Genomic DNA, 19,809 nt, shown 5'->3' with positions numbered 1-19,809 from the left:
GTCGGGGTAAGGGGATTCGAACTCCTGACATCCTGCTCCCAAAGCAGGCGCGCTACCGGACTGCGCTATACCCCGGTTTTGAAATTGGCTCCGTGACCAGGACTCGAACCTGGGACCCAATGATTAACAGTCATTTGCTCTACCGACTGAGCTATCACGGAACTACATATTTCAAATGTACAACTTCTACTGCTTTACAACCTTCTCATCGGCTTGCCCGTATCGCTACGTTCACGTCTCTGAGGCGCGCTATTCTACAATCTTAAAAACCCCTGTCAACCCTTTAAATTGCTTTTAAGACAATGATTTGCGCTTGTTTCTGATTTCTTCTTGGGGAGAAGAAACCCGTGGGCTGACGTTGCTGCGGGGCGCACTTTACAAGCCTTTGCCTTACAGTTCAACGCCCTAACGAAAAAAAAGGCCCCGCAATGCGGGGCCTCCTCTTATCGCCATACAGGCTGGGCTTAGTGGAAGACGATTTCGTCGTTTTCCACCGTGGCCGCCACGCTGGTCCCCGGCATGAAGCTGCCCGACAGGATCAACTGCGCCAGCGGGTTCTCGATCCAGCGCTGAATCGCACGTTTCAGAGGCCGTGCGCCATACACCGGGTCGTAACCCACCGCGATCAACTTGTCCAACGCCTCGCTGCTCAGCTCCAGGTCAAGCTCGCGCTCGGCCAGGCGGCTACGCAGGCGGCCCAACTGGATCTCGGTAATACCCGCAATCTGATCCCGCGCCAGAGGCTCGAAGATCACCACTTCATCGACCCGGTTGATGAATTCCGGGCGGAAGTGCGACGTCAGCGCGTCCATCACCGCCGCGCGCTGGGCCTCACGATCACCGACCAGCTCCTGGATCTGCGCCGAGCCCAGGTTGGAGGTCATCACGATCACCGTATTGCGAAAGTCCACCGTACGCCCGTGGCTGTCCGTCAACCGGCCATCTTCCAGCACCTGCAGCAAGATGTTGAACACATCCGGGTGGGCCTTCTCGACCTCATCCAGCAGGATCACCGAGTAAGGCTTGCGACGCACGGCTTCGGTCAGGTAACCGCCTTCTTCATAGCCCACATAGCCTGGAGGAGCACCGATCAAGCGCGCCACCGAATGTTTCTCCATGAATTCGGACATATCGATGCGTACCATGGCCTCTTCAGTATCAAAGAGGAATTCGGCCAATGCCTTGCACAGCTCGGTCTTACCCACGCCGGTTGGGCCGAGGAACATGAACGAGCCGCTCGGGCGATTAGGGTCGGACAAACCCGCCCGCGAACGCCGTACCGCGTTGGAGACCGCTACCACGGCCTCTTCCTGGCCAATCACACGCTGGTGCAGCAGGCTTTCCATCTTCAGCAGCTTGTCGCGCTCGCCTTCAAGCATTTTCGACACAGGAATGCCGGTCCACTTGGAGACGACTTCAGCAATTTCCTCCTCGGTCACTTTGCTGCGCAGCAGTTGGTTCTCGGGCTTGCCGTGCTGGTCGACCATTTGCAGGCTGCGCTCCAGGTCCGGGATCACCCCGTACTGCAACTCGGCCATGCGGTTCAGGTCGCCTTTACGACGTGCTGCTTCCAGCTCCTGGCGGGACTGCTCGATCTTTTGCTGGATCTGCGCAGAACCCTGCACTTCGGCTTTTTCCGAGGTCCAGATTTCTTCGAGGTCCGCATACTCACGCTCCAGGCGCAGGATTTCTTCCTGAAGTTTTTCCAGGCGTTTTTTCGCTGCGTCGTCCTCTTCTTTCTTAAGCGCCTGGGATTCAACTTTCAGCTGAATCAGGCGTCGGTCCAGACGATCGAGCACTTCCGGCTTGGAGTCGATCTCCATGCGAATGCGGCTGGCCGCTTCGTCGATCAGGTCGATGGCCTTGTCCGGCAACTGGCGGTCGGTGATATAGCGATGGCTCAGTTTGGCCGCCGCGATGATCGCGCCGTCAGTGATCGCCACCTTGTGGTGCACCTCATACCGCTCTTTGAGGCCACGCAGGATGGCGATGGTGTCTTCTTCGCTGGGTTCTTCCACCAATACTTTCTGGAAGCGCCGCTCAAGGGCCGCATCCTTTTCAATGTACTGACGGTATTCGTTGAGCGTGGTCGCACCCACGCAATGCAGCTCACCGCGCGCCAACGCAGGCTTGAGCATGTTGCCGGCATCCATCGAGCCTTCGCCTTTACCGGCGCCGACCATGGTGTGCAGCTCGTCGATAAACAGAATGATCTGCCCTTCCTGCTTCGACAGTTCATTAAGCAGGGATTTGAGGCGCTCTTCGAACTCGCCACGGAACTTGGCACCGGCGATCAGCGACCCCATGTCCAGGGACAACAGGCGCTTGCCTTTAAGGCCGTCCGGCACTTCACCATTGATGATGCGCTGGGCCAGGCCCTCGGCAATCGCGGTCTTACCCACGCCGGGCTCACCGATCAGTACCGGGTTGTTCTTGGTGCGACGCTGCAACACCTGGATGGTGCGCCGAATTTCGTCGTCACGGCCAATCACCGGGTCCAGCTTGCCTTCTTCGGCGCGCTTGGTCAGGTCGACGGTGTATTTGTCCAGGGCCTGGCGCGACTCCTCATGGTTGGGGTCATTCACCGCCTCGCCGCCACGCAGGTTATTAATGGCGTTTTCCAGGGCTTTTTTGCTCACGCCCTGGCCCAGCAACAATTTGCCAAGCTTGCTGTTGTCGTCCATCGCGGCGAGCAGCACCAGTTCGCTGGAGATGAACTGGTCACCTTTCTGCTGGGCCAGACGATCGGCCTGGTTAAGCAGGCGCGCCAGATCCTGCGACATATTCACGTCGCCGGTAGGGTTTTGGATTTTCGGCAGTTGGTCGAGCTCTTTGCTCAACTCTTTGCGCAGGCTGTTGACGTCAAAGCCCACCTGCATCAACAAGGGCTTGATAGAACCACCTTGCTGTTCCAGAAGCGCCTGCATCAAGTGCGCAGGCTCAATCGCCGGGTGGTCGAGGCCGACCGCCAGGGATTGGGAGTCCGAGAGTGCCAACTGCAATTTGCTGGTTAAACGATCAATACGCATTAGTCACCTTCCTTTTGAGCAGGCCGGAGCTAGAAATACACATCCTGAATGAAGAAACCTGCCAGATACCCTTATAGATGGGGGGGATTCTGCAAGATTCAAGCAGCTGATCGTTGATGTGGATCAGCATTGATCCAAGTCAGGAGAGTCTAGCGCTCAAGCCAGATAAGGGAGGCGAACCGACCGGTGCGCGGGCTGCGCCGGTAGGAAAAGAAGCGTGGGTCGGTGACGGTGCATAAACCACCACCATATACAGCAGTCACACCGCGCGCGGCCAGGCGCAGGCGCGCCAGCTGGTAGATATCGGCCAGGTACTTGCCGGGGTTATGGCTGGGTGCAAAGGCCTCGGCCGTGGCTGGCAGTTGCTGCATGAAGGCTTCACGCACTTCGGGCCCGACTTCAAAGGCTTGCGGGCCAATGGCCGGGCCCAGCCAGACAAGTACTTCGTCGGGTTCGGCATTCAAGCTTTCGAAGGCAGCTTCCAATACACCGGCCGCCAGCCCGCGCCAACCGGCATGGGCAGCCGCCACACGGGTACCGCCGCGGTTGCAGAACAACGCGGGCAGGCAATCGGCGGTCATCGAGGTGCAGGCGACGCCGGGAGTGCTGGTCCAACTGGCATCGGCTTCAGCGATACGCGAAGGGTCAGCCTCCACCACTGTTACCCCATGAACCTGGCGTAACCAGGCAGGCTGGATAGAGAAAGCATCGGTGAGGCGGCGGCGGTTCTCAAGGACAGCCTCGAGACTGTCCTCAACATGATCACCCAGATTAAGGCTGTCGAACGGCGCCGGACTGACGCCGCCCGCACGGGTGGTGACGCAAGCTTTGACTCCCGACGGCGCGGGCCAGTCAGGAATCAGCCAGTCATTCACCCGACAAATGCCTCGCGATCCTGCTTGAGCAACGACAACAACCAGACCAGATCGTCCGGTAGAGGCGATTCCCAGCTCATCCGCTTACCGCTCGTCGGATGATCCAGTTCCAGGAAACGTGCATGCAGTGCCTGGCGCGGGAAGGTTTTCAGCGATTCAACCATGGTCTGGCTGGCCGCTGGCGGAATACGGAAGCGACCACCGTAGGCCGGATCTCCGACCAACGGGAAGTTGATGTGCGCCATATGCACGCGAATCTGGTGCGTGCGGCCGGTTTCCAGCTTCACCCGCACATGCGTGTGAGAGCGAAAACGTTCGAGCACACGGTAGTGGCTGACGGCCGGCTTGCCGCCTTCCATCACCGCCATACGCTGGCGCTGCTGGCCGTGGCGGCCGATCGGGGCGTTGATCTTGCCACCCGCCACCACCACGCCGATCACGATGCATTCGTAGATCCGGCTGACACTGCGGGCCTGCAATTGTGTGACCAACTGCGTCTGCGCCTGAATGGTCTTGGCCACCACCATCAAGCCGGTGGTGTCCTTGTCCAGGCGGTGCACGATGCCGCAGCGCGGCACGTTGACGATGTCCGGCACGTGGTGCAACAAGGCATTAAGCAAAGTGCCATCAGCGTGCCCGACCGCCGGGTGAACCACCAGGCCTGCAGGTTTGTTGATGACCAGGATGTCATCATCTTCATAGACGATATCCAGCTCGATGTCTTGGGCGACCCATTCTCCCTGGGCTTCCTGCTCGGCAGTCAGCTCAAGAATCGCACCGCCATGGACTATGTCTCGCGGGCGGATAACCGCTCCATCCACAGTCAGGCGGCCGTCTTTGATCCAGGCGGAAAGGCGCGAGCGCGAGTGCTCAGCGAATAATTGTGCGGCGACTTGATCGAGGCGTTGGCCGCCCAATTCGGACGGCACCTCTGCGCGAAGTTCAATTTTATCGGACATGCTCAGACTAGGCGTGGCACAGCCTTTGGTTTCGGCTGCGCGCTTGTGGTTAAATACGGCGTCTTTTGCCCCGAGGCTTTCAACGGGGCGCTCATCATAACAGGACGGCCCCGCCCAAGACAGCGGCCGTCATAGGGACGCAAGCCGCCATGCAAGTGAAACACCTGCTGCTGATCGCCATCCTCGCCATGACTGCTGCTTGCTCGTCAACAAAGGAAGTCGTCGACGAAAACCTGAGCGAAGTCGAGCTGTATCAATTAGCTCAAAAAGACTTGGACAATAATAGCTACACCAGTGCCACAGCCAAGCTGAAGGCCCTGGAGTCGCGCTATCCGTTCGGGCGCTACGCCGACCAGGCACAGCTTGAGCTGATCTACGCCAACTACAAGAACGCGGAGCCGGAAGCTGCCAAGTCCGCCGCCGAGCGTTTTATCCGGCTGCACCCTCAGCACCCGAACGTGGACTACGCCTACTACATGAAGGGCCTGACCTCGTTCGACCAGGACGTTGGCCTGCTGGCGCGCTTCCTGCCGCTGGACATGACCAAGCGTGACCCTGGTGCTGCCCGCGACTCCTTCAACGAGTTCGCCCAGCTCACCAGCCGCTACCCCAACAGCCGCTACTCGCCGGACGCCAAGCAGCGCATGATCTACCTGCGCAACCTGCTGGCCTCCTACGAGATTCACGTGGCCGACTACTACCTGACCCGTCAGGCGTATGTAGCTGCCGCCAACCGTGGCCGTTATGTAGTTGAGAACTTCCAGGAAACCCCATCCGTGGGTGATGGCCTGGCGGTGATGACCCAGGCTTACCAGGCCTTGCACCTGGATGCATTGGCAACCACCAGCCTGGAAACCCTGAAGCTCAACTACCCGGACTCCCCAAGCCTGAAAGACGGCCAGTTCGTGCCTCGGGTAGCTGAAGCAGACAACCGTTCGTGGTTGAGCAAATACACCCTGGGCCTGATCAGTTCCCGTCCACCGCTGCCGCCGGGCGAAACCCGCGCCAACCAGGACGTGATGAAGCAGTTCCAGGACGCCAAGGAAGCCATTCCTTCGGAGCTCAAGCCGCATGACGCCAATGGCGACGTGATCGAAGAAGAAGCACCGCAGGCCCTGGGCAACAATGAAGACCGTTCGTGGTTCAGCTACATGACCTTCGGCGTGTTTGACTGATTGCACACAGCGTCATCAAGAAGGAGCCTCTCGAGGCTCCTTTTTTGTGGGCGCCTTGTTATTGCACTGTGCGCTTGCCACGCGCTTGGCTAAACTGGCGCATTCCCTGTCGAGAAACTGCCCATCATGCTTCGTCTACTGTTCTGGATTGCCGTCATTGCTGCCGCGGTATGGTTCTGGCGCAAATTCAAAAGCCCGGCGGCCAAACAGCAACGCTCCGCTGAGCCGGGCGCGGCCATGATGGTGCGCTGCGCCCACTGCGGCGTGCACCTGCCGCAGGACCGCGCACTCAGTTCACGGCAGGCGTGGTACTGCACCCAAGCGCACCTGGAACAAGGGCCGAAGTCTATCCAGCGTTGATCCGACCGGCGGGCGCATACGGCGCCGGGTCGATAACCGGGGTACGGCCCAGCAGCAAGTCAGCAAACAGTTGGCAGGATGCCGGCGCGAGTACCAGCCCATTGCGATAATGCCCGCAATTGAGCCAAAGCCCTTTGAAACCGGGTACTTCACCGATGTAAGGGATACCTTCCGGTGAACCGGGGCGCAAACCGGCCCAGTGGCCTACGACCTCGGCATCTGCCAGCGCGGGAATCAATTCCACCGCCGACGCCTTCAGGCTTTCCAGGGCAGAGTCGGTCGGGGTCTTGTCGAACCCTTCGTGCTCCAGCGTGCTGCCGATCAGAATGTGCCCGTCACGCCGTGGGATCGCATAGCGCCCCTTGGCCAGCACCATGCTCGACAAAAAATCCGACGCACATTTATACAAAATCATTTGGCCTTTGACCGGCTCCACCGGCAGCGACAGGCCCAGCTTGCCGAGTATTTCGCCGCTCCAGGCACCCGCCGCCAGCACCACCTGGTCGCCCAGGACTGGCCCCGCCGGGGTGTTCACACCCACGACGTCGCCACCTTCAATCACAAACCCCTCCACTTCGCACTGCTCATGAAGGGTCACGCCCGGTAACGCCAACAGCGCGGCCTTGAGGGATTTGACCAGACGCGGGTTACGTACGTTGGCCACGTCCGCCATGAAGATCGCCTGGGAATACCCACCACCCAGCACCGGCACGGCGTCATGGGCGGCCGACACATCCACCTTGCTCAACGGCCGGCCTTCACGGGCAGCCCAGGCCAACGCCTGGGCTTCATCTTCCAGGTCCAGCCAGTAAAGGCCGGTGGTGTGAACCTCTGGATCAACCCCGGTGGCCGCAAACAGTCGCTGTGCCAACTGCGGGTAAAAATCCTGCGACCAATGGGCCAGTGCGGTGACCGCCGGGCTGTAGCGCCATGGGTACAGCGGCGAAACGATACCGCCACCCGCCCAGGAAGACTCCTGCCCCAGCCTGGAGCGCTCCAGCAGCACCACGGACTGCCCCTCGGTGGCGAGGTTGAACGCGGTCAACAAGCCGATAACACCGCCACCCACAATCACCACTTGCTGTTGCTTAGCCATCATTTGATCCAGCCGATAAAAAGGGAAAAGCGCACCCGGCGCCCATTCATCCAGCACTCTCATCATTGCCCCCAGCACGCAAGGCGCGACATTTCAGGTATCGCGCCCGGATTACTGCGTACGCCGGTGCTGGACAAGCTGAACTCACCGCAAGGGTCATTCGCCATCATGGCGCCCACTGCAGGCGAGGCGACCAGGGTAAATGCCTCGGGGCTCAACGCAGTGCTGATTCTATAGTGATCATTGCCAGCACTGGCGCCGCCTGCATCAATAAAAGTGCCGTGGCGCGTGTAAAAACGCTCGAGGTGCTGCGCCTGCTCAGTCAGCAGTGCAACGATCTGCGCGCGGTAGGCTTTTTTCACCTGCCCGGTATACGCGGGGTAAGCAATCCCGGCCAAAAACGCGATGATGGCGACCGTGCCCAGTAACTCGATCAGGGTAAAACCTTGGCAATCCTTGCCCATTGATATGCTCCTTACTATTGAAGTTGTCGCCATAGAACTCGATGAACGTTCAGGCCTCCCTCTGCCTGTGCATAGACCGCCTCCAGCACCGTGCGCACCTGGCCACTGCTCCCAACTGCGGTCACGCGGTACAACGCGGCCGGTGTTCCGGCAGGCAAACCCGCCAGCGCCAAGCCCACTCCCAGGGATTGCACGCCATATAGCCCGCCCTTCAGGGCAACCCAAGTGACCGCCGAAACAGGGTGTGTGCCTGCCGCCACCACCCGCGCCGATTCCATCGGCGGCGCACAGGTGGTGATTGCCCGACACATCGGCAATGTCGCGCCGGCCCGTCGGATCACCGACTCCCCCAACCGCAGGCCACTTTCGGCGCTTTGGAAGGATTGGTTTCGATGCCAAACGCTGCCGGTAATCTTTTGTTGGGACACCGCCCCTTGCATTGATGCCAGGCCGATCAGTGACAGCATCAGCAGAAACACCAGGCTGATCAGCAAAACCATGCCGGTTTGCCGCGCAAAAACATCGTGATGATTGAACATGCCGACCTACCCCAGCCGGTTTCGCAAGGCTGCTACCACGCTGTAGGCCTGATCTTTCACGCGCCCGGTCGGGTCTTGCAACGTGATGCGCAGGCGTACGCTGCGGATCAGCGATTCATCCGCCGGTCGGGATTCATAGCGCGCTACCTGAGGCGAACCTGGCTTGCCTGCCACGCCGAAACTGATGTCGAAGGCCTGCACGTTGTCCAACAGCACCGACTTGGCCGGCGCCGCAGGGGTACTGACCTTCAGTTGCCCGGTTTCATAGGTGTAGGTGAGTTGGCGCAGCGCAAAGCGGATCTGCCCCGGCATCGGTGGCGGTGAACTCCCCGCGTAGGCCTGGGCCGTGCCGAGGCAGTCAGAGAGCACCGTCCAGTCTGGCGTGCCGCCCTCGCCTGCAACCTCGGCAGTGACCAGCGTCAGCGACCAGGCGCTGCCTGCAGAGTCCCAGCCGAGAGGTCGATAAAAGGCTGGCGGTGCGTTGTCGATAGAGGCTGTCGCCAGGCACCCGAACATGCCTGTCTGGCGAATATCCTGGATCATCTTGCCCAGCACAAACCGCGCATCATCCTGCAGCACCATGGCGGCCTGTTGGCTGGCGTGAGTCGCGCGAGCGCTTATCGCCACCTGGCTGACACCCAGTACCAGCAGCAACCCGACCGCCAGTGCGAGCAACATCTCCACCAGGCTGAAACCACGCACAGAGCGTCTCATTGGGGCGCCTGCGGTTCGCCGTCAATGCGGCTGGTGAGGGTGAAGGTTTCCCGCGCCCCACGAGTATTCGCCCCACGGGAGTCATCCCAACTGATGCTCACGGTTACCTCGCCACCGCTGATCACCACCGAGCCTTTGGCATCCTCGCCGCCGAAGCCGATGATATTGGCCTCGAAGTCATGCAGGTCCAGGTCCCGCACGCTGGCCGTCGGGGTATTGGCGGGAGCGCTTTGCATGAGTGCCCATGCGTAGTCGGCGCCTGAGTTGGCGCGGATTCGATCGAGCATATCGTAGGCAATGAAACTGGCCTGGCTGGTCATCCTTGCACTGTCGGTGTACTTGAGTGCATTGAGCTGGGTCATTGCGGCGCCCAGCAACCCGATGGCGAGAATCAGCACCGCCACCAACACTTCGATCAAGGTCATACCGGTTTGTTGTCGAGGCAGTGCGCAGGGAAAAAGTCTGTTCGGGCAGGCAAGCATTACCGTCGTCATCCGTGTCGAAGGCCAAAAAAAAGCAGCGCAGCACTGCTGTACGAGCCAAGACTAGTGCCGGTTCTTGCCCCGCGCCGCAATCGGAACAAAGGGAAATACTTTGGACATAAAGGCCATCATCCAGGCCCGCCGCCGGGCGCTATACCTAGGTCTCCAAACCCATTTTTACCCTTGCCCGTGGAGGGACAGACTATGCAACAACGCGGTTTCACCCTGATCGAACTTCTGTTCGGCCTGCTACTGGGTGGCATCCTAGTGACCGTGGCAGTGCCCGCCTTCAAGGGTTTGCTTGCGTCGCAGCAGCAACGCAGCGCGGCACACTCGCTTGCCGAAGGCCTGCGGTTGGCGCGCACTGAGGCAATCATCCGCAATCGCCCAGTGATCATTCAGGCGCGGGAGAACGATTGGAGCCGAGGATGGCAAATCATCGTGGATATAAGCGGGCGCGGTGAGCCGGGTACCGACAACCCGATACTGCTGGAACGGCAGGGCAATGGGCGCGTGATGATGGCGGGCAATGGGCCTGTCAAGAACCAGGTACGCTTCAGCGGGCTGGGTGAACCGGTGTTTGCGGGGGGTGGCTTCCGTGCCGGTACGGTGCACATCTGCGGCACCGACCCGGTACAGAGCCGCTATCAAGTGGTGCTGGCGCCCAGTGGGCGCATCAGCCTGCGCAGTGAGGCCACCGAGCAGGCGCTGTGCGGCTCCGGCACCGTGGCACTCAGAGCAGTGAGCGAACCCGCAGCTCTTTGGGCATCGAGAACGTGATGTTCTCTTCGCGACCGGCCAATTCATCCGCGCCGGTAGCACCCCAGGCCTGCAATTGCTGGATCACGCCACGCACCAATACTTCCGGAGCCGAAGCACCCGCGGTGATGCCGATACGCTCAACGCCATCGAACCAACTGCGCTGCATGTCTTCGGCGCCGTCGATCAGGTAGGCCGGCGTGGCCATGCGTTCCGCCAGTTCGCGCAAGCGGTTGGAGTTGGAACTGTTGGGGCTGCCCACCACCAGGACCACATCGCACTCGTCGGCCAGTTGCTTGACCGCGTCCTGACGGTTTTGCGTGGCGTAGCAGATGTCGTCCTTGCGTGGGCCGCCAATCGCCGGGAAGCGTGTGCGCAGGGCATCGATCACACGGCTGGTGTCGTCCATCGACAGCGTGGTTTGGGTCACGAAGGCCAGGCGATCAGGGTTTTGAACCTGCAACTCGGCGACATCTTTTTCGTCTTCCACCAGGTAGATAGCGCCGCCATTGCTGGCGTCGTACTGACCCATGGTGCCTTCGACTTCCGGATGACCGGCGTGGCCGATCAGGATGCATTCACGGCCGTCGCGGCTGTAGCGCGCGACTTCGATATGGACCTTGGTCACCAGCGGGCAGGTGGCGTCGAACACCTTGAGGCCACGACCGGCCGCTTCGGTGCGCACTGCCTGGGACACGCCGTGGGCACTGAAGATGACGATAACGTCGTCCGGCACCTGGTCGAGCTCTTCGACAAAGATAGCCCCGCGTGCGCGCAGGTCTTCAACCACGAATTTGTTGTGGACGACTTCATGGCGCACGTAAATCGGCGGCCCGAACACTTCAAGGGCGCGATTGACGATTTCGATCGCCCGGTCCACACCGGCGCAGAAGCCACGGGGGTTGGCGAGTTTGATTTGCATGCTGTGCCTCGTGTCTTGCAGGGCAAGAAATTGGATCAACTCAACTCTACAGGAGTGAGCCCCTGTGGGAGCCGGGCTTGCCCGCGATGCAGACGACCGGGTGTATCAGGTACACCGAGGTGATGCTATCGCAGGCAAGCCAGCTCCCACACAAGCCGGCCCCATAAGCGCCGGTTTCGTCAGTCAGAGCGCTTTAACGTCGATGATTTCAACGTCAAACGTCAAGGTTTTACCGGCCAACGGGTGGTTGAAGTCGATGGTCACTTGCGCGTCATCGAAGGTTTTAACCACGCCGGGCAGCTCTGTGTTCGCCGCGTCGTTGAAGATCACCAACAGGCCTTCCGACAGGTCCATGTCCTGGAACTGCGAGCGCGGGATGATCTGCACGTTTTGCGGGTTGGGCTGGCCAAAGGCGTTTTCCGGCAGGATCTGCAGGGTGCGCTTGTCGCCGGCCTTGAAACCGAACAGTGCCGCTTCAAAACCCGGCAGCAGGTTGCCGTCACCGACCTTGAAGGTCGCCGGGGCTTTGTCGAACGTACTGTCGACCGTGTCGCCATTCTCCAGGCGCAATGCGAAATGCAAAGTGACTTCCGTGTTCTGGCCGATGCGTTGCTCAGCCAATACCTGATCAGTCATTGACGGTCTCTCCGGTTTTCTTGCTTTTGAACATATCCAACGCCAGCATGATTGCACCGACGGTGATGGCGCTGTCGGCAAAGTTGAACGCCGGGAAGTACCAGCGGTTCTGCCAATGCACCAGAATAAAGTCGATCACATGGCCCAGAGCAATGCGGTCGTACAGGTTGCCCAGCGCGCCGCCCAGCACCAGGGCCAGGGCGATTGCCAGCCAGGTGTCATCGCGGCCCAGGCGCTTGAGCCAGACCACAAGCACCGCACTGACCACCACAGCGATCAGGGCAAACAGCCAGCGCTGCCAGCCGCCGCTGTCAGCCAGGAAGCTGAAGGCGGCGCCGGTGTTGTAGGCCAGGGTCCAGCTGAAGTAGTCAGGAATGACCACGATCTGCTGGAACATCTGCAGAGAGCCTTCGAAATGAGCCTTGCTGACCTGGTCAATGACCAGCACCAGCAAGCTCAATACAAGCCAGCCCAGACGTCCGAAACGACCGGCTGCATTAGGCATAGTGGCGAACCTCGCCAGCACCGCTGATGTTGTCCACACAACGACCGCAGATTTCCGGATGCTCCGGGTTCACGCCGACGTCTTCACGGCAGTGCCAGCAACGGGCGCACTTGGGGAAGGCCGACTTGACCACTTTGAGCTTCAGGCCCGGTACTTCGGTGGCCACTGCGTCCGCGGGTGCCTGGGCAAACGGTGCCAGGCTTGCAGTCGAGGTGATCAGCACGAAGCGCAGTTCGTTGCTCAGCTTGGCCAGGTCGGCGGTCAGGCCTTCCTCGGCAAACAGGGTGACTTCGGCTTGCAGGTTGCCACCGACGGCCTTGGCCGCGCGCTGAACTTCCAGTTCCTTGTTCACCGCAACCTTGACGGCCATTACGCCTTCCCAGTACTCGCGGCCCAGTTCGAAGTTGGCCGGCAATTCGGTCAGGCCTTCGTACCAGGTGTTGAGCATCACCGACTCGTTACGCTCGCCCGGCAGGTATTCCCACAGTTCGTCGGCGGTGAAGGCCAGGATCGGCGCGATCCAGCGCACCAGCGCTTCAGAGATGTGGTACAGCGCGGTCTGCGCCGAGCGGCGCGCCTTGCTGTTGGCGCCGGTGGTGTACTGGCGGTCCTTGATGATATCGAGATAGAAACCACCCAGCTCCTGCACGCAGAAGTTGTGGATCTTGGAGTACACGTTCCAGAAGCGGTATTCACCGTAGTGTTCCTGCAACTCGCGCTGCAGCAACAGGGTACGGTCCACGGCCCAACGGTCCAGGGCGAGCATGTCCTCGGCCGGCAGGATGTCGGTGGCCGGGTTGAAACCGGTCAGGTTCGACAGCAGGAAGCGTGCGGTATTACGGATACGGCGGTAAGCATCGGCGCTGCGGGCCAGGATCTGGTCCGACACGGCGATTTCGCCCGAGTAATCGGTCGACGCGACCCACAGACGCATGATGTCGGCGCCCAGGGTGTCGTTGATCTTTTTCGGCTCGATCACGTTTTTCAGCGACTTGGACATCTTGCGGCCCGTCTCGTCGACGGTGAAGCCGTGGGTCAGCAGTTCGCGGTACGGCGCGTGGTTGTCGATGGCGCAGCCGGTCAACAGCGACGAGTGGAACCAGCCACGGTGTTGGTCCGAGCCTTCCAGGTACAGGTCGGCACGCGGGCCGGTGGCGTGGCCCATCGGGTGCGAGCCGCGCAGCACGTGCCAGTGGGTGGTGCCGGAGTCGAACCACACGTCGAGGGTGTCGCTGATCTTGTCGTACAGCGGCGCGTCGTCGCCCAACAGCTCGGCAGCGTCCAGCTTGAACCAGGCTTCGATGCCTTCCTGTTCAACGCGCAGCGCCACTGCCTCCATCAGCTCGACGGTGCGCGGGTGCAGCTCGCCGCTTTCCTTGTTGAGGAAGAACGGGATCGGCACGCCCCAGTTACGCTGGCGAGAGATGCACCAGTCCGGGCGGTTGGCAATCATCGAGTGCAGGCGCGCCTGGCCCCAGGCCGGGACGAACTTGGTCTCTTCGATGGCTTTGAGCGAGCGCACACGCAGGGTGTCGCCGCTGGTCGGCTCTTTGTCCATGCCGATAAACCACTGCGCGGTGGCGCGGTAGATCAGCGGGGTTTTGTGACGCCAGCAGTGCATGTAGCTGTGCTTGATGGTGTCGGATTTCACCAACGCACCGACTTCGCTCAGCTTGTCGATGATCGCCTGGTCGGCCTTGAAAATGAACTGGCCGCCGAAGAACTCCAGCGACGGCACGTACACGCCATTGCTCTGCACCGGGTTGATGATGTCGTCATTCACCATGCCGTACTTCTTGCAGATGACGAAGTCATCCACGCCATAAGCCGGCGAGCAGTGAACAATGCCAGTACCCGAACCCAATTCCACGTAGTCAGCCAGGTACACCGGCGACAGACGGTCGTAGAACGGGTGACGGAAGTTGATCAGTTCCAGCGCGGTGCCGGTGGTGGTGGCGATGACCGAACCTTGCAGTTCGTAGCGTGCCAGGCAGGCTTCGACCATTTCTTCAGCCAGCACCAGCAGGCGATCACCGACGTCCACCAGGGCATAGGTGAATTCCGGGTGCACGTTCAGCGCCTGGTTGGCCGGAATGGTCCACGGGGTGGTGGTCCAGATCACGATGGCTGCAGGTTTTGGCAGGCTCGACAGGCCAAAGGCTTGGGCCAGCTTGGCGTCGTCGGCGATCGGGAAGGCCACGTCGATGGTCGAGGACTTCTTGTCTTCGTACTCGACTTCCGCTTCTGCCAGGGCCGAACCGCAGTCGAAGCACCAGTTCACGGGTTTGAGGCCCTTGAACACGAAACCGCCTTTGACGATTTCGGCCAAGGCGCGGATTTCACCGGCCTCGTTCTTGAAGTTCATGGTCTTGTACGGGTTGTCCCACTCGCCGAGGACGCCCAGACGAATGAATTCGGACTTCTGCCCTTCGATCTGCTCGGTGGCATAGGCACGGCACAGTTCGCGGGTTTTATCCGCGCCCAGGTTCTTGCCGTAGGTCACTTCGACTTTGTGCTCGATCGGCAGGCCGTGGCAGTCCCAGCCCGGAACATAAGGCGCGTCGAAACCCGACAGGGTTTTCGAACGCAGGATCATGTCCTTGAGAATTTTGTTCAGCGCATGACCGATGTGAATCGTGCCGTTGGCATAAGGAGGGCCGTCGTGCAGGACGAACTTCGGACGATCCTTGCCAATTTCGCGCAACTTTCCGTACAGGCCAATACTGTCCCAGCGCTGCAGGATCTGCGGTTCGCGCTGTGGCAGGCCGGCCTTCATTGGGAAGGCGGTGTCCGGAAGGTTTAGCGTGGCTTTATAGTCGGTCATTTAAGGCTCTTCGGTTAGCGATGGGCGCTAGGTGCGGCTAGTGCACGGGCGGCGGCGACATCCGCATTGATCGCCGTTTTCAACGCCTCAAGGGAGGCGAAACGCTGCTCTTCACGCAGCTTCTGGTGGAAAACCACCGTTAAACGCCGGTCATACAAATCACCGGCAAAATCCAAAAGGTGAACTTCCAGGTGGGCCTTGCCATCACCTGCAACCGTGGGCCTGACACCTATGTTGGCGACTCCCGGCCACGATTGGCCGTCGATGTCGACACTCACCAGGTAAACCCCGGTGAGCGGCACACGACGACGTTTGAGCTGCACGTTGGCGGTTGGCGTGCCCAGTTGGCGCGCCAGCTTCTGGCCGTGCAATACCCGCCCGGCAATGCGGAACGGGCGACCGAGCAAACGCTCGGCCAAGGCGAAGTCGGCAGCCGCCAGGGCGTTACGCACCTGGGTGCTGCTCACGCGCAAGCCGTCCAGCTCGACGGTTTGCGCGGCTTCGACGGTAAAACCTTGATTCACACCGGCGTGTTGCAGGAAGTCGAAATCGCCGACGCGGTCGCAGCCGAAACGGAAGTCGTCGCCGACCTCCAGGTGCTGCACGCCCAGGCCATCCACCAGGATGCGGTCGACGAACTCGGCGGCGCTGAGGCTTTGCAAGCGCTGGTTGAAAGCCAGGCATAGCACACGGTCCACGCCCTCTTCAGCCAGCAGTTGCAGCTTGTCGCGCAGGCGTGCCAAGCGGGCCGGCGCCGTCTCGGGGGTAAAGTATTCCCGCGGCTGTGGCTCAAAAATCACCACGCAGCTGGGCACGCCCAACTCGACCGCACGTTCACGCAGCCGGCCCAGGATAGCCTGGTGGCCACGGTGAACACCGTCAAAGTTGCCAATAGTGGCGACGCAGCCCCGATGCTCGGGGCGCAGGTTGTGGAGACCTCGAACCAGCTGCATAACGCGCTTCTTGCTCATAAAGTGGTCGATTATAACCACACCCGGCCCCGGACGACAGGCAACAGCGCAGGCCAAATGGATCGAATCGATAAAACAACCGTTTTATCACGGCAAAGTCTCTAGCCAAGCGACTTTCGATTGAAATCACGCAGACGGAAGCCTTGCAGCAGCAACATCCCGAAGTACACCACTACACCCGCCACGACCAGAACACCCAGGCGCATGAAGCGTTCAAGCATATGGCCTTGATCCCAGGCGGGCATGAAGTGCATCAGGCCCAGCAACACCGCCGACATCATCGCCACTGCCACCAGCAGCTTGAGGGCAAACAGCCCCCAGCCCGGCTGCGGCTGATACATCTGCTGCTTGCGCAGTTGATAAAACAGCAGTCCTGCGTTGATGCAGGCACCCGCGCTGATGGCCAGGGCCAGGCCGGCATGGGCCAACGGGCCGATAAACACCAGGTTGAGCAGTTGCGTGACGATCAGGGTGAAGATTGCGATCTTGACCGGCGTGCGGATGTTTTGCTGGGCGTAGAAGCCCGGCGCCAGCACTTTGATCACGATAATGCCGAGCAGGCCTACGGAGTAGGCGACCAGCGCGCGCTGGGTCATTGACGCGTCAAACGCGCTGAACTGGCCGTATTGGAACAGCGACACGGTCAACGGCTCAGCCAGAATGCCCAGGGCCAGGGAACACGGCAACACCAGCATGAAGCACAGGCGCAGGCCCCAGTCGAGGATGCGCGAGTACTCCTGGCGGTCCTTGCTGGCATAGGTGCGCGACAGCGTCGGCAGCAAGATTGTGCCCAAGGCCACACCCAATACGCCGGACGGCAACTCCATCAAGCGATCGGCGTAGTACATCCAGGAGACCGAACCGGACACCAGCAAGGATGCGAACGCGGTGTTGATGATCAGGGAAATCTGGCTCACCGACACGCCCAGGATTGCCGGCAGCATATTGCGCATCACACGCCATACGCCGGTGTCCTTGAGGTTCAGGCGCGGCAGCACCAGCATGCCGACTTTTTTCAGGTGCGGCAGTTGGTACAGCAACTGCGCCAGGCCGCCGGCCAATACCGCCCAGCCCAGGGCCATGACGGGCGGGTCGAAGTACGGCGTCAGGAACAGCGCGAAAATAATCATGCTGACGTTCAGCAATGTCGGCACGAAGGCCGGTACCGAGAAACGGTTCCAGGTATTGAGGATCGCTCCGGCCAGGGATGACAGCGAGATCAGCAATATATAAGGAAAGGTCACGCGCAGCAGGTCAGTGGTCAGCGCGAATTTTTCCGGGGTATTGGCAAAACCCGGCGCCGTGGCCCAGATCACCCAGGGCGCGGCGAGCATGCCGACGAGGGTTACCAGCATCAGTACCAGGGTCAGCAGGCCCGAGACATAGGCAATAAAGGTACGGGTCGCTTCTTCGCCCTGCTGGGTTTTGTATTCGGCCAGGATCGGCACGAACGCCTGGGAAAATGCGCCCTCGGCGAAGATGCGCCGCAGCAGGTTGGGCAGTTTAAAGGCAATAAAAAACGCATCCGTGGCCATGCTGGCGCCGAAAATGCGTGCCAGCAGGGTGTCACGCACAAACCCCAAAACCCGGGAGATCATTGTGATAGAGCTGACGGCAGCCAACGATTTGAGCAGATTCATTGAAAGAGTTTGCGCCTTTAGATAAAGAGCAGGCGAACAAAGCGCCCACTTATGCGATACTGCGCGCCTGCAACAGCACAGAGCCAAAGCTCGCGAGTTTACAGGTCAAGCGCCGGAAATAAATCACCCGCCTCTTCAGATCGACCACTCAGCAGTTCGCATCAGCCGCCCTTGACAACCCATCAAGTCATCGGCATGATTCGCGGCCTATTTTGTTTGCTATTTCCTAAAAAGTCTTTCGAGGAGCTCGACGGTGGCCAACACACCTTCCGCCAAAAAACGTGCAAAACAGGCTGAGAAGCGTCGCAGCCACAACGCCAGCCTGCGTTCCATGGTTCGTACCTACATCAAGAATGTAGTTAAAGCCATCGACACCAAAGACGCTGAAAAAGCTCAAGCTGCTTACGTTCTGGCTGTGCCTGTTATCGACCGTATGGCCGATAAAGGCATCATCCACAAGAACAAAGCCGCTCGTCATAAGAGCCGCCTGAATGGCCACATCAAGGCTCTGAACGTCGCTGCAGCAGCCTAAGTGGTAACAACTGCCACGTAACTCAGGTTGCGTAACAGTTAAGAAATGCCCCGTACCGAAAGGTCCGGGGCATTTTTGTTTGTGCTCAATAACGGGGGGTGCACACTGATCAACATGTGGGAGCGGGCTTGCCCGCGATTGCAGTGGGTCAGTGGTGAATAGGGTGGCTGACACGCCCTCATCGCGGCATAGGTGTCTACACAACTTTTGAAGGCAGCCAATTTCTCCTGTGGCGAGCAGGCTTGTCCTGCGTTGGGCTGCGAAGCAGCCCCTAAGCCAGACGCTGAGTTCTTTCAGGAAAACTGCGGTGCCCATACTGGGGCCGCTTCGCAGCCCAACGCAGGACAAGCCTGCTCGCCACAACAGCCCACCTGCCACAGACTTCGTGTTAACTACCTATGCTGATCGCGGGCAAGCCCGCTCCCACACCTGAACTGCGGTGTATTTTCAGGCGCAAAAAAAAACGCCCCGAACCAGTCGGGGCGTTTTTGCTACCTATTGATCAAACCACAATCAATGGTGGTGACCGCCTTCACCGTGGACGTGGCCGTGGGCCACTTCTTCCTGGGATGCGTCGCGGATGGCAACGATCTTCACTTGGAAGTTCAGGCGCTGGCCAGCCAGAGGGTGGTTGCCGTCGACAGTCACGTCGTCGCCGTCCAGATCACGGATGGTGACGATCTGCATCTGGCCGTCCGGGGCGGATGCGTGGAACTGCATGCCCACTTCCAGCTCATCAACACCTTCGAACATGCTGCGGCTCAGGGTGCTGACCAGTTCGGCGGAGTATTCGCCGTAGGCATCTTCAGGTTCTACGGCGACAGTCAGTTCGTCACCGACGCTTTTGCCTTCCAGAGCCTTCTCCAGGCCCGGGATGATGTTACCTGCGCCTTGCAGGTAGACCAGCGGCGCGCCGCCGGCGGAGCTGTCGATGACCTCACCAGCGTCGTTGGTCAGGGTATAGTCGATGGAGACAGCCTTGTTAGCGGCGATCGTCATGGGGCGAGACCTTTTGCATAAGAATGAAGAACGGACAAGTCTAAACAAGGATTTGCCCGAAAGCGAACAGAACCCGGACAGACGGAGCCGATCAACGGCATCCTTCATCCTCGGCTTCCACCAGGACGGCGACGGCCACTGGGTGGCCGAGCTGTCCTGCGGCCACACCCAGCACCTGCGCCACCAGCCGCCATGGCAGTCGCGCGCCTGGGTACTGGATGCTGCGCAACGCCTTGAAAAAATAGGCCAACCCTTTACGTGCGGCTGGTGTGCGCAGCGCCTGAATAACGATAACCTTGGTGCCTGATTCCCGGTAGGCGCTCAGCCA

20 protein-coding genes and 2 tRNA genes are annotated in these 19,809 nt (G+C 60.1%); 5 read left to right on the top strand and 17 right to left on the bottom strand.

What is annotated here, in order from left to right:
* Window position 1 precedes the first annotated feature (1 nt).
* The 5 genes from AOA59_RS27625 to rluD form a co-directional block, all read right to left on the bottom strand.
* Window positions 2-75, bottom strand: a tRNA-Pro gene (locus AOA59_RS27625).
* Between the two features lie 10 nt (window positions 76-85).
* A tRNA-Asn gene (locus AOA59_RS27620) sits at window positions 86-161 on the bottom strand.
* A 303-nt stretch (window positions 162-464) separates the two neighbouring features.
* On the bottom strand, window positions 465-3,029 hold the full coding sequence (gene clpB, locus AOA59_RS27615) for an ATP-dependent chaperone ClpB (protein ID WP_099489733.1): 2,565 nt from the start codon (window positions 3,027-3,029) through the stop codon (window positions 465-467).
* A gap of 149 nt (window positions 3,030-3,178) precedes the next feature.
* The gene (gene pgeF, locus AOA59_RS27610; protein ID WP_099489732.1) at window positions 3,179-3,904 is read right to left on the bottom strand and encodes a peptidoglycan editing factor PgeF; all 726 of its coding nucleotides are present in this window, start codon (window positions 3,902-3,904) and stop codon (window positions 3,179-3,181) included.
* Window positions 3,901-4,863: a 23S rRNA pseudouridine(1911/1915/1917) synthase RluD gene (gene rluD, locus AOA59_RS27605; protein WP_017137596.1), complete on the bottom strand. Its 963-nt coding sequence runs from the start codon at window positions 4,861-4,863 to the stop codon at window positions 3,901-3,903. Before rluD ends, pgeF begins: the two co-directional genes overlap by 4 nt.
* A 149-nt stretch (window positions 4,864-5,012) precedes the next feature.
* Here rluD and AOA59_RS27600 point away from each other — a divergent pair, with 149 nt between their 5' ends.
* Window positions 5,013-6,038, top strand: a complete 1,026-nt coding sequence (locus tag AOA59_RS27600) for an outer membrane protein assembly factor BamD (RefSeq protein WP_017137597.1) — start codon at window positions 5,013-5,015, stop codon at window positions 6,036-6,038.
* A gap of 126 nt (window positions 6,039-6,164) precedes the next feature.
* On the top strand, window positions 6,165-6,398 hold the full coding sequence (locus AOA59_RS27595; protein WP_065929622.1) for a PP0621 family protein: 234 nt from the start codon (window positions 6,165-6,167) through the stop codon (window positions 6,396-6,398).
* On the opposite strand, the gene thiO is transcribed toward AOA59_RS27595, so the two are convergent.
* The 5 genes from thiO to pilV all read right to left on the bottom strand — a co-directional run bounded on the left by thiO (window position 6,385) and on the right by pilV (window position 9,693).
* Window positions 6,385-7,494 carry a glycine oxidase ThiO gene (gene thiO, locus AOA59_RS27590; RefSeq protein ID WP_065929717.1) on the bottom strand — a complete coding sequence of 370 codons (1,110 nt, stop codon included), beginning with the start codon at window positions 7,492-7,494 and terminating at the stop codon, window positions 6,385-6,387. The two genes, AOA59_RS27595 and thiO, sit on opposite strands and share 14 nt — an antisense overlap.
* A 62-nt stretch (window positions 7,495-7,556) precedes the next feature.
* A complete protein-coding gene (locus AOA59_RS27585) occupies window positions 7,557-7,958 on the bottom strand; it encodes a type IV pilin protein (protein WP_099489731.1) in 402 nt (133 codons plus the stop codon).
* Between the two features lie 14 nt (window positions 7,959-7,972).
* The gene (locus AOA59_RS27580) at window positions 7,973-8,497 is read right to left on the bottom strand and encodes a PilX N-terminal domain-containing pilus assembly protein (RefSeq protein WP_099489730.1); all 525 of its coding nucleotides are present in this window, start codon (window positions 8,495-8,497) and stop codon (window positions 7,973-7,975) included.
* Between the two features lie 6 nt (window positions 8,498-8,503).
* Window positions 8,504-9,211 (bottom strand): PilW family protein, encoded by a 708-nt coding sequence (locus tag AOA59_RS27575; protein WP_099489729.1) that lies wholly within the window; start codon window positions 9,209-9,211, stop codon window positions 8,504-8,506.
* Window positions 9,208-9,693 (bottom strand): type IV pilus modification protein PilV, encoded by a 486-nt coding sequence (gene pilV, locus AOA59_RS27570; RefSeq protein ID WP_065929626.1) that lies wholly within the window; start codon window positions 9,691-9,693, stop codon window positions 9,208-9,210. The genes AOA59_RS27575 and pilV overlap by 4 nt, the downstream gene beginning before the upstream one ends.
* Before the next feature lie 204 nt (window positions 9,694-9,897).
* Between pilV and AOA59_RS27565 the strand changes: the two genes are divergently transcribed.
* The gene (locus AOA59_RS27565; RefSeq protein ID WP_099489728.1) at window positions 9,898-10,473 is read left to right on the top strand and encodes a GspH/FimT family protein; all 576 of its coding nucleotides are present in this window, start codon (window positions 9,898-9,900) and stop codon (window positions 10,471-10,473) included.
* Here the strand turns inward: AOA59_RS27565 and ispH are convergent.
* The 6 genes from ispH to murJ form a co-directional block, all read right to left on the bottom strand.
* Window positions 10,427-11,374 (bottom strand): 4-hydroxy-3-methylbut-2-enyl diphosphate reductase, encoded by a 948-nt coding sequence (gene ispH, locus AOA59_RS27560; RefSeq protein ID WP_017137605.1) that lies wholly within the window; start codon window positions 11,372-11,374, stop codon window positions 10,427-10,429. The two genes, AOA59_RS27565 and ispH, sit on opposite strands and share 47 nt — an antisense overlap.
* A 183-nt stretch (window positions 11,375-11,557) precedes the next feature.
* A complete protein-coding gene (gene fkpB, locus AOA59_RS27555; RefSeq protein WP_010213263.1) occupies window positions 11,558-11,995 on the bottom strand; it encodes an FKBP-type peptidyl-prolyl cis-trans isomerase in 438 nt (145 codons plus the stop codon).
* A 7-nt stretch (window positions 11,996-12,002) separates the two neighbouring features.
* Window positions 12,003-12,515, bottom strand: a complete 513-nt coding sequence (gene lspA / locus AOA59_RS27550) for a signal peptidase II (protein WP_099489727.1) — start codon at window positions 12,513-12,515, stop codon at window positions 12,003-12,005.
* Complete coding sequence (gene ileS / locus AOA59_RS27545; protein ID WP_099489726.1) at window positions 12,508-15,339, bottom strand: isoleucine--tRNA ligase; 2,832 nt, start codon at window positions 15,337-15,339, stop codon at window positions 12,508-12,510. Before ileS ends, lspA begins: the two co-directional genes overlap by 8 nt.
* Window positions 15,340-15,353: 14 nt before the next feature.
* Entirely contained in the window at window positions 15,354-16,292 is a 939-nt protein-coding gene (gene ribF, locus AOA59_RS27540) for a bifunctional riboflavin kinase/FAD synthetase (protein ID WP_016971190.1), read from the bottom strand.
* A gap of 119 nt (window positions 16,293-16,411) precedes the next feature.
* Window positions 16,412-17,950, bottom strand: a complete 1,539-nt coding sequence (gene murJ / locus AOA59_RS27535) for a murein biosynthesis integral membrane protein MurJ (protein ID WP_099489725.1) — start codon at window positions 17,948-17,950, stop codon at window positions 16,412-16,414.
* Between the two features lie 253 nt (window positions 17,951-18,203).
* Here murJ and rpsT point away from each other — a divergent pair, with 253 nt between their 5' ends.
* On the top strand, window positions 18,204-18,482 hold the full coding sequence (gene rpsT, locus AOA59_RS27530; RefSeq protein WP_003171647.1) for a 30S ribosomal protein S20: 279 nt from the start codon (window positions 18,204-18,206) through the stop codon (window positions 18,480-18,482).
* A 513-nt stretch (window positions 18,483-18,995) separates the two neighbouring features.
* Here the strand turns inward: rpsT and AOA59_RS27525 are convergent.
* Window positions 18,996-19,481, bottom strand: a complete 486-nt coding sequence (locus AOA59_RS27525) for a peptidylprolyl isomerase (protein WP_027606858.1) — start codon at window positions 19,479-19,481, stop codon at window positions 18,996-18,998.
* Between AOA59_RS27525 and AOA59_RS27520 the strand changes: the two genes are divergently transcribed.
* Window positions 19,450-19,788, top strand: a complete 339-nt coding sequence (locus AOA59_RS27520) for a DUF3565 domain-containing protein (RefSeq protein WP_099489724.1) — start codon at window positions 19,450-19,452, stop codon at window positions 19,786-19,788. The two genes, AOA59_RS27525 and AOA59_RS27520, sit on opposite strands and share 32 nt — an antisense overlap.
* The last annotated feature ends 21 nt before the right edge of the window (window positions 19,789-19,809 follow it).

Origin of the sequence: Pseudomonas sp. 2822-15 (genome assembly GCF_002742515.1) — a bacterium.
GTDB lineage: Bacteria > Pseudomonadota > Gammaproteobacteria > Pseudomonadales > Pseudomonadaceae > Aquipseudomonas > Aquipseudomonas salomonii.
The sequence above is the reverse complement of the archived record's forward strand: the minus strand, read 5'-3'. Positions and strand labels throughout refer to the sequence as shown.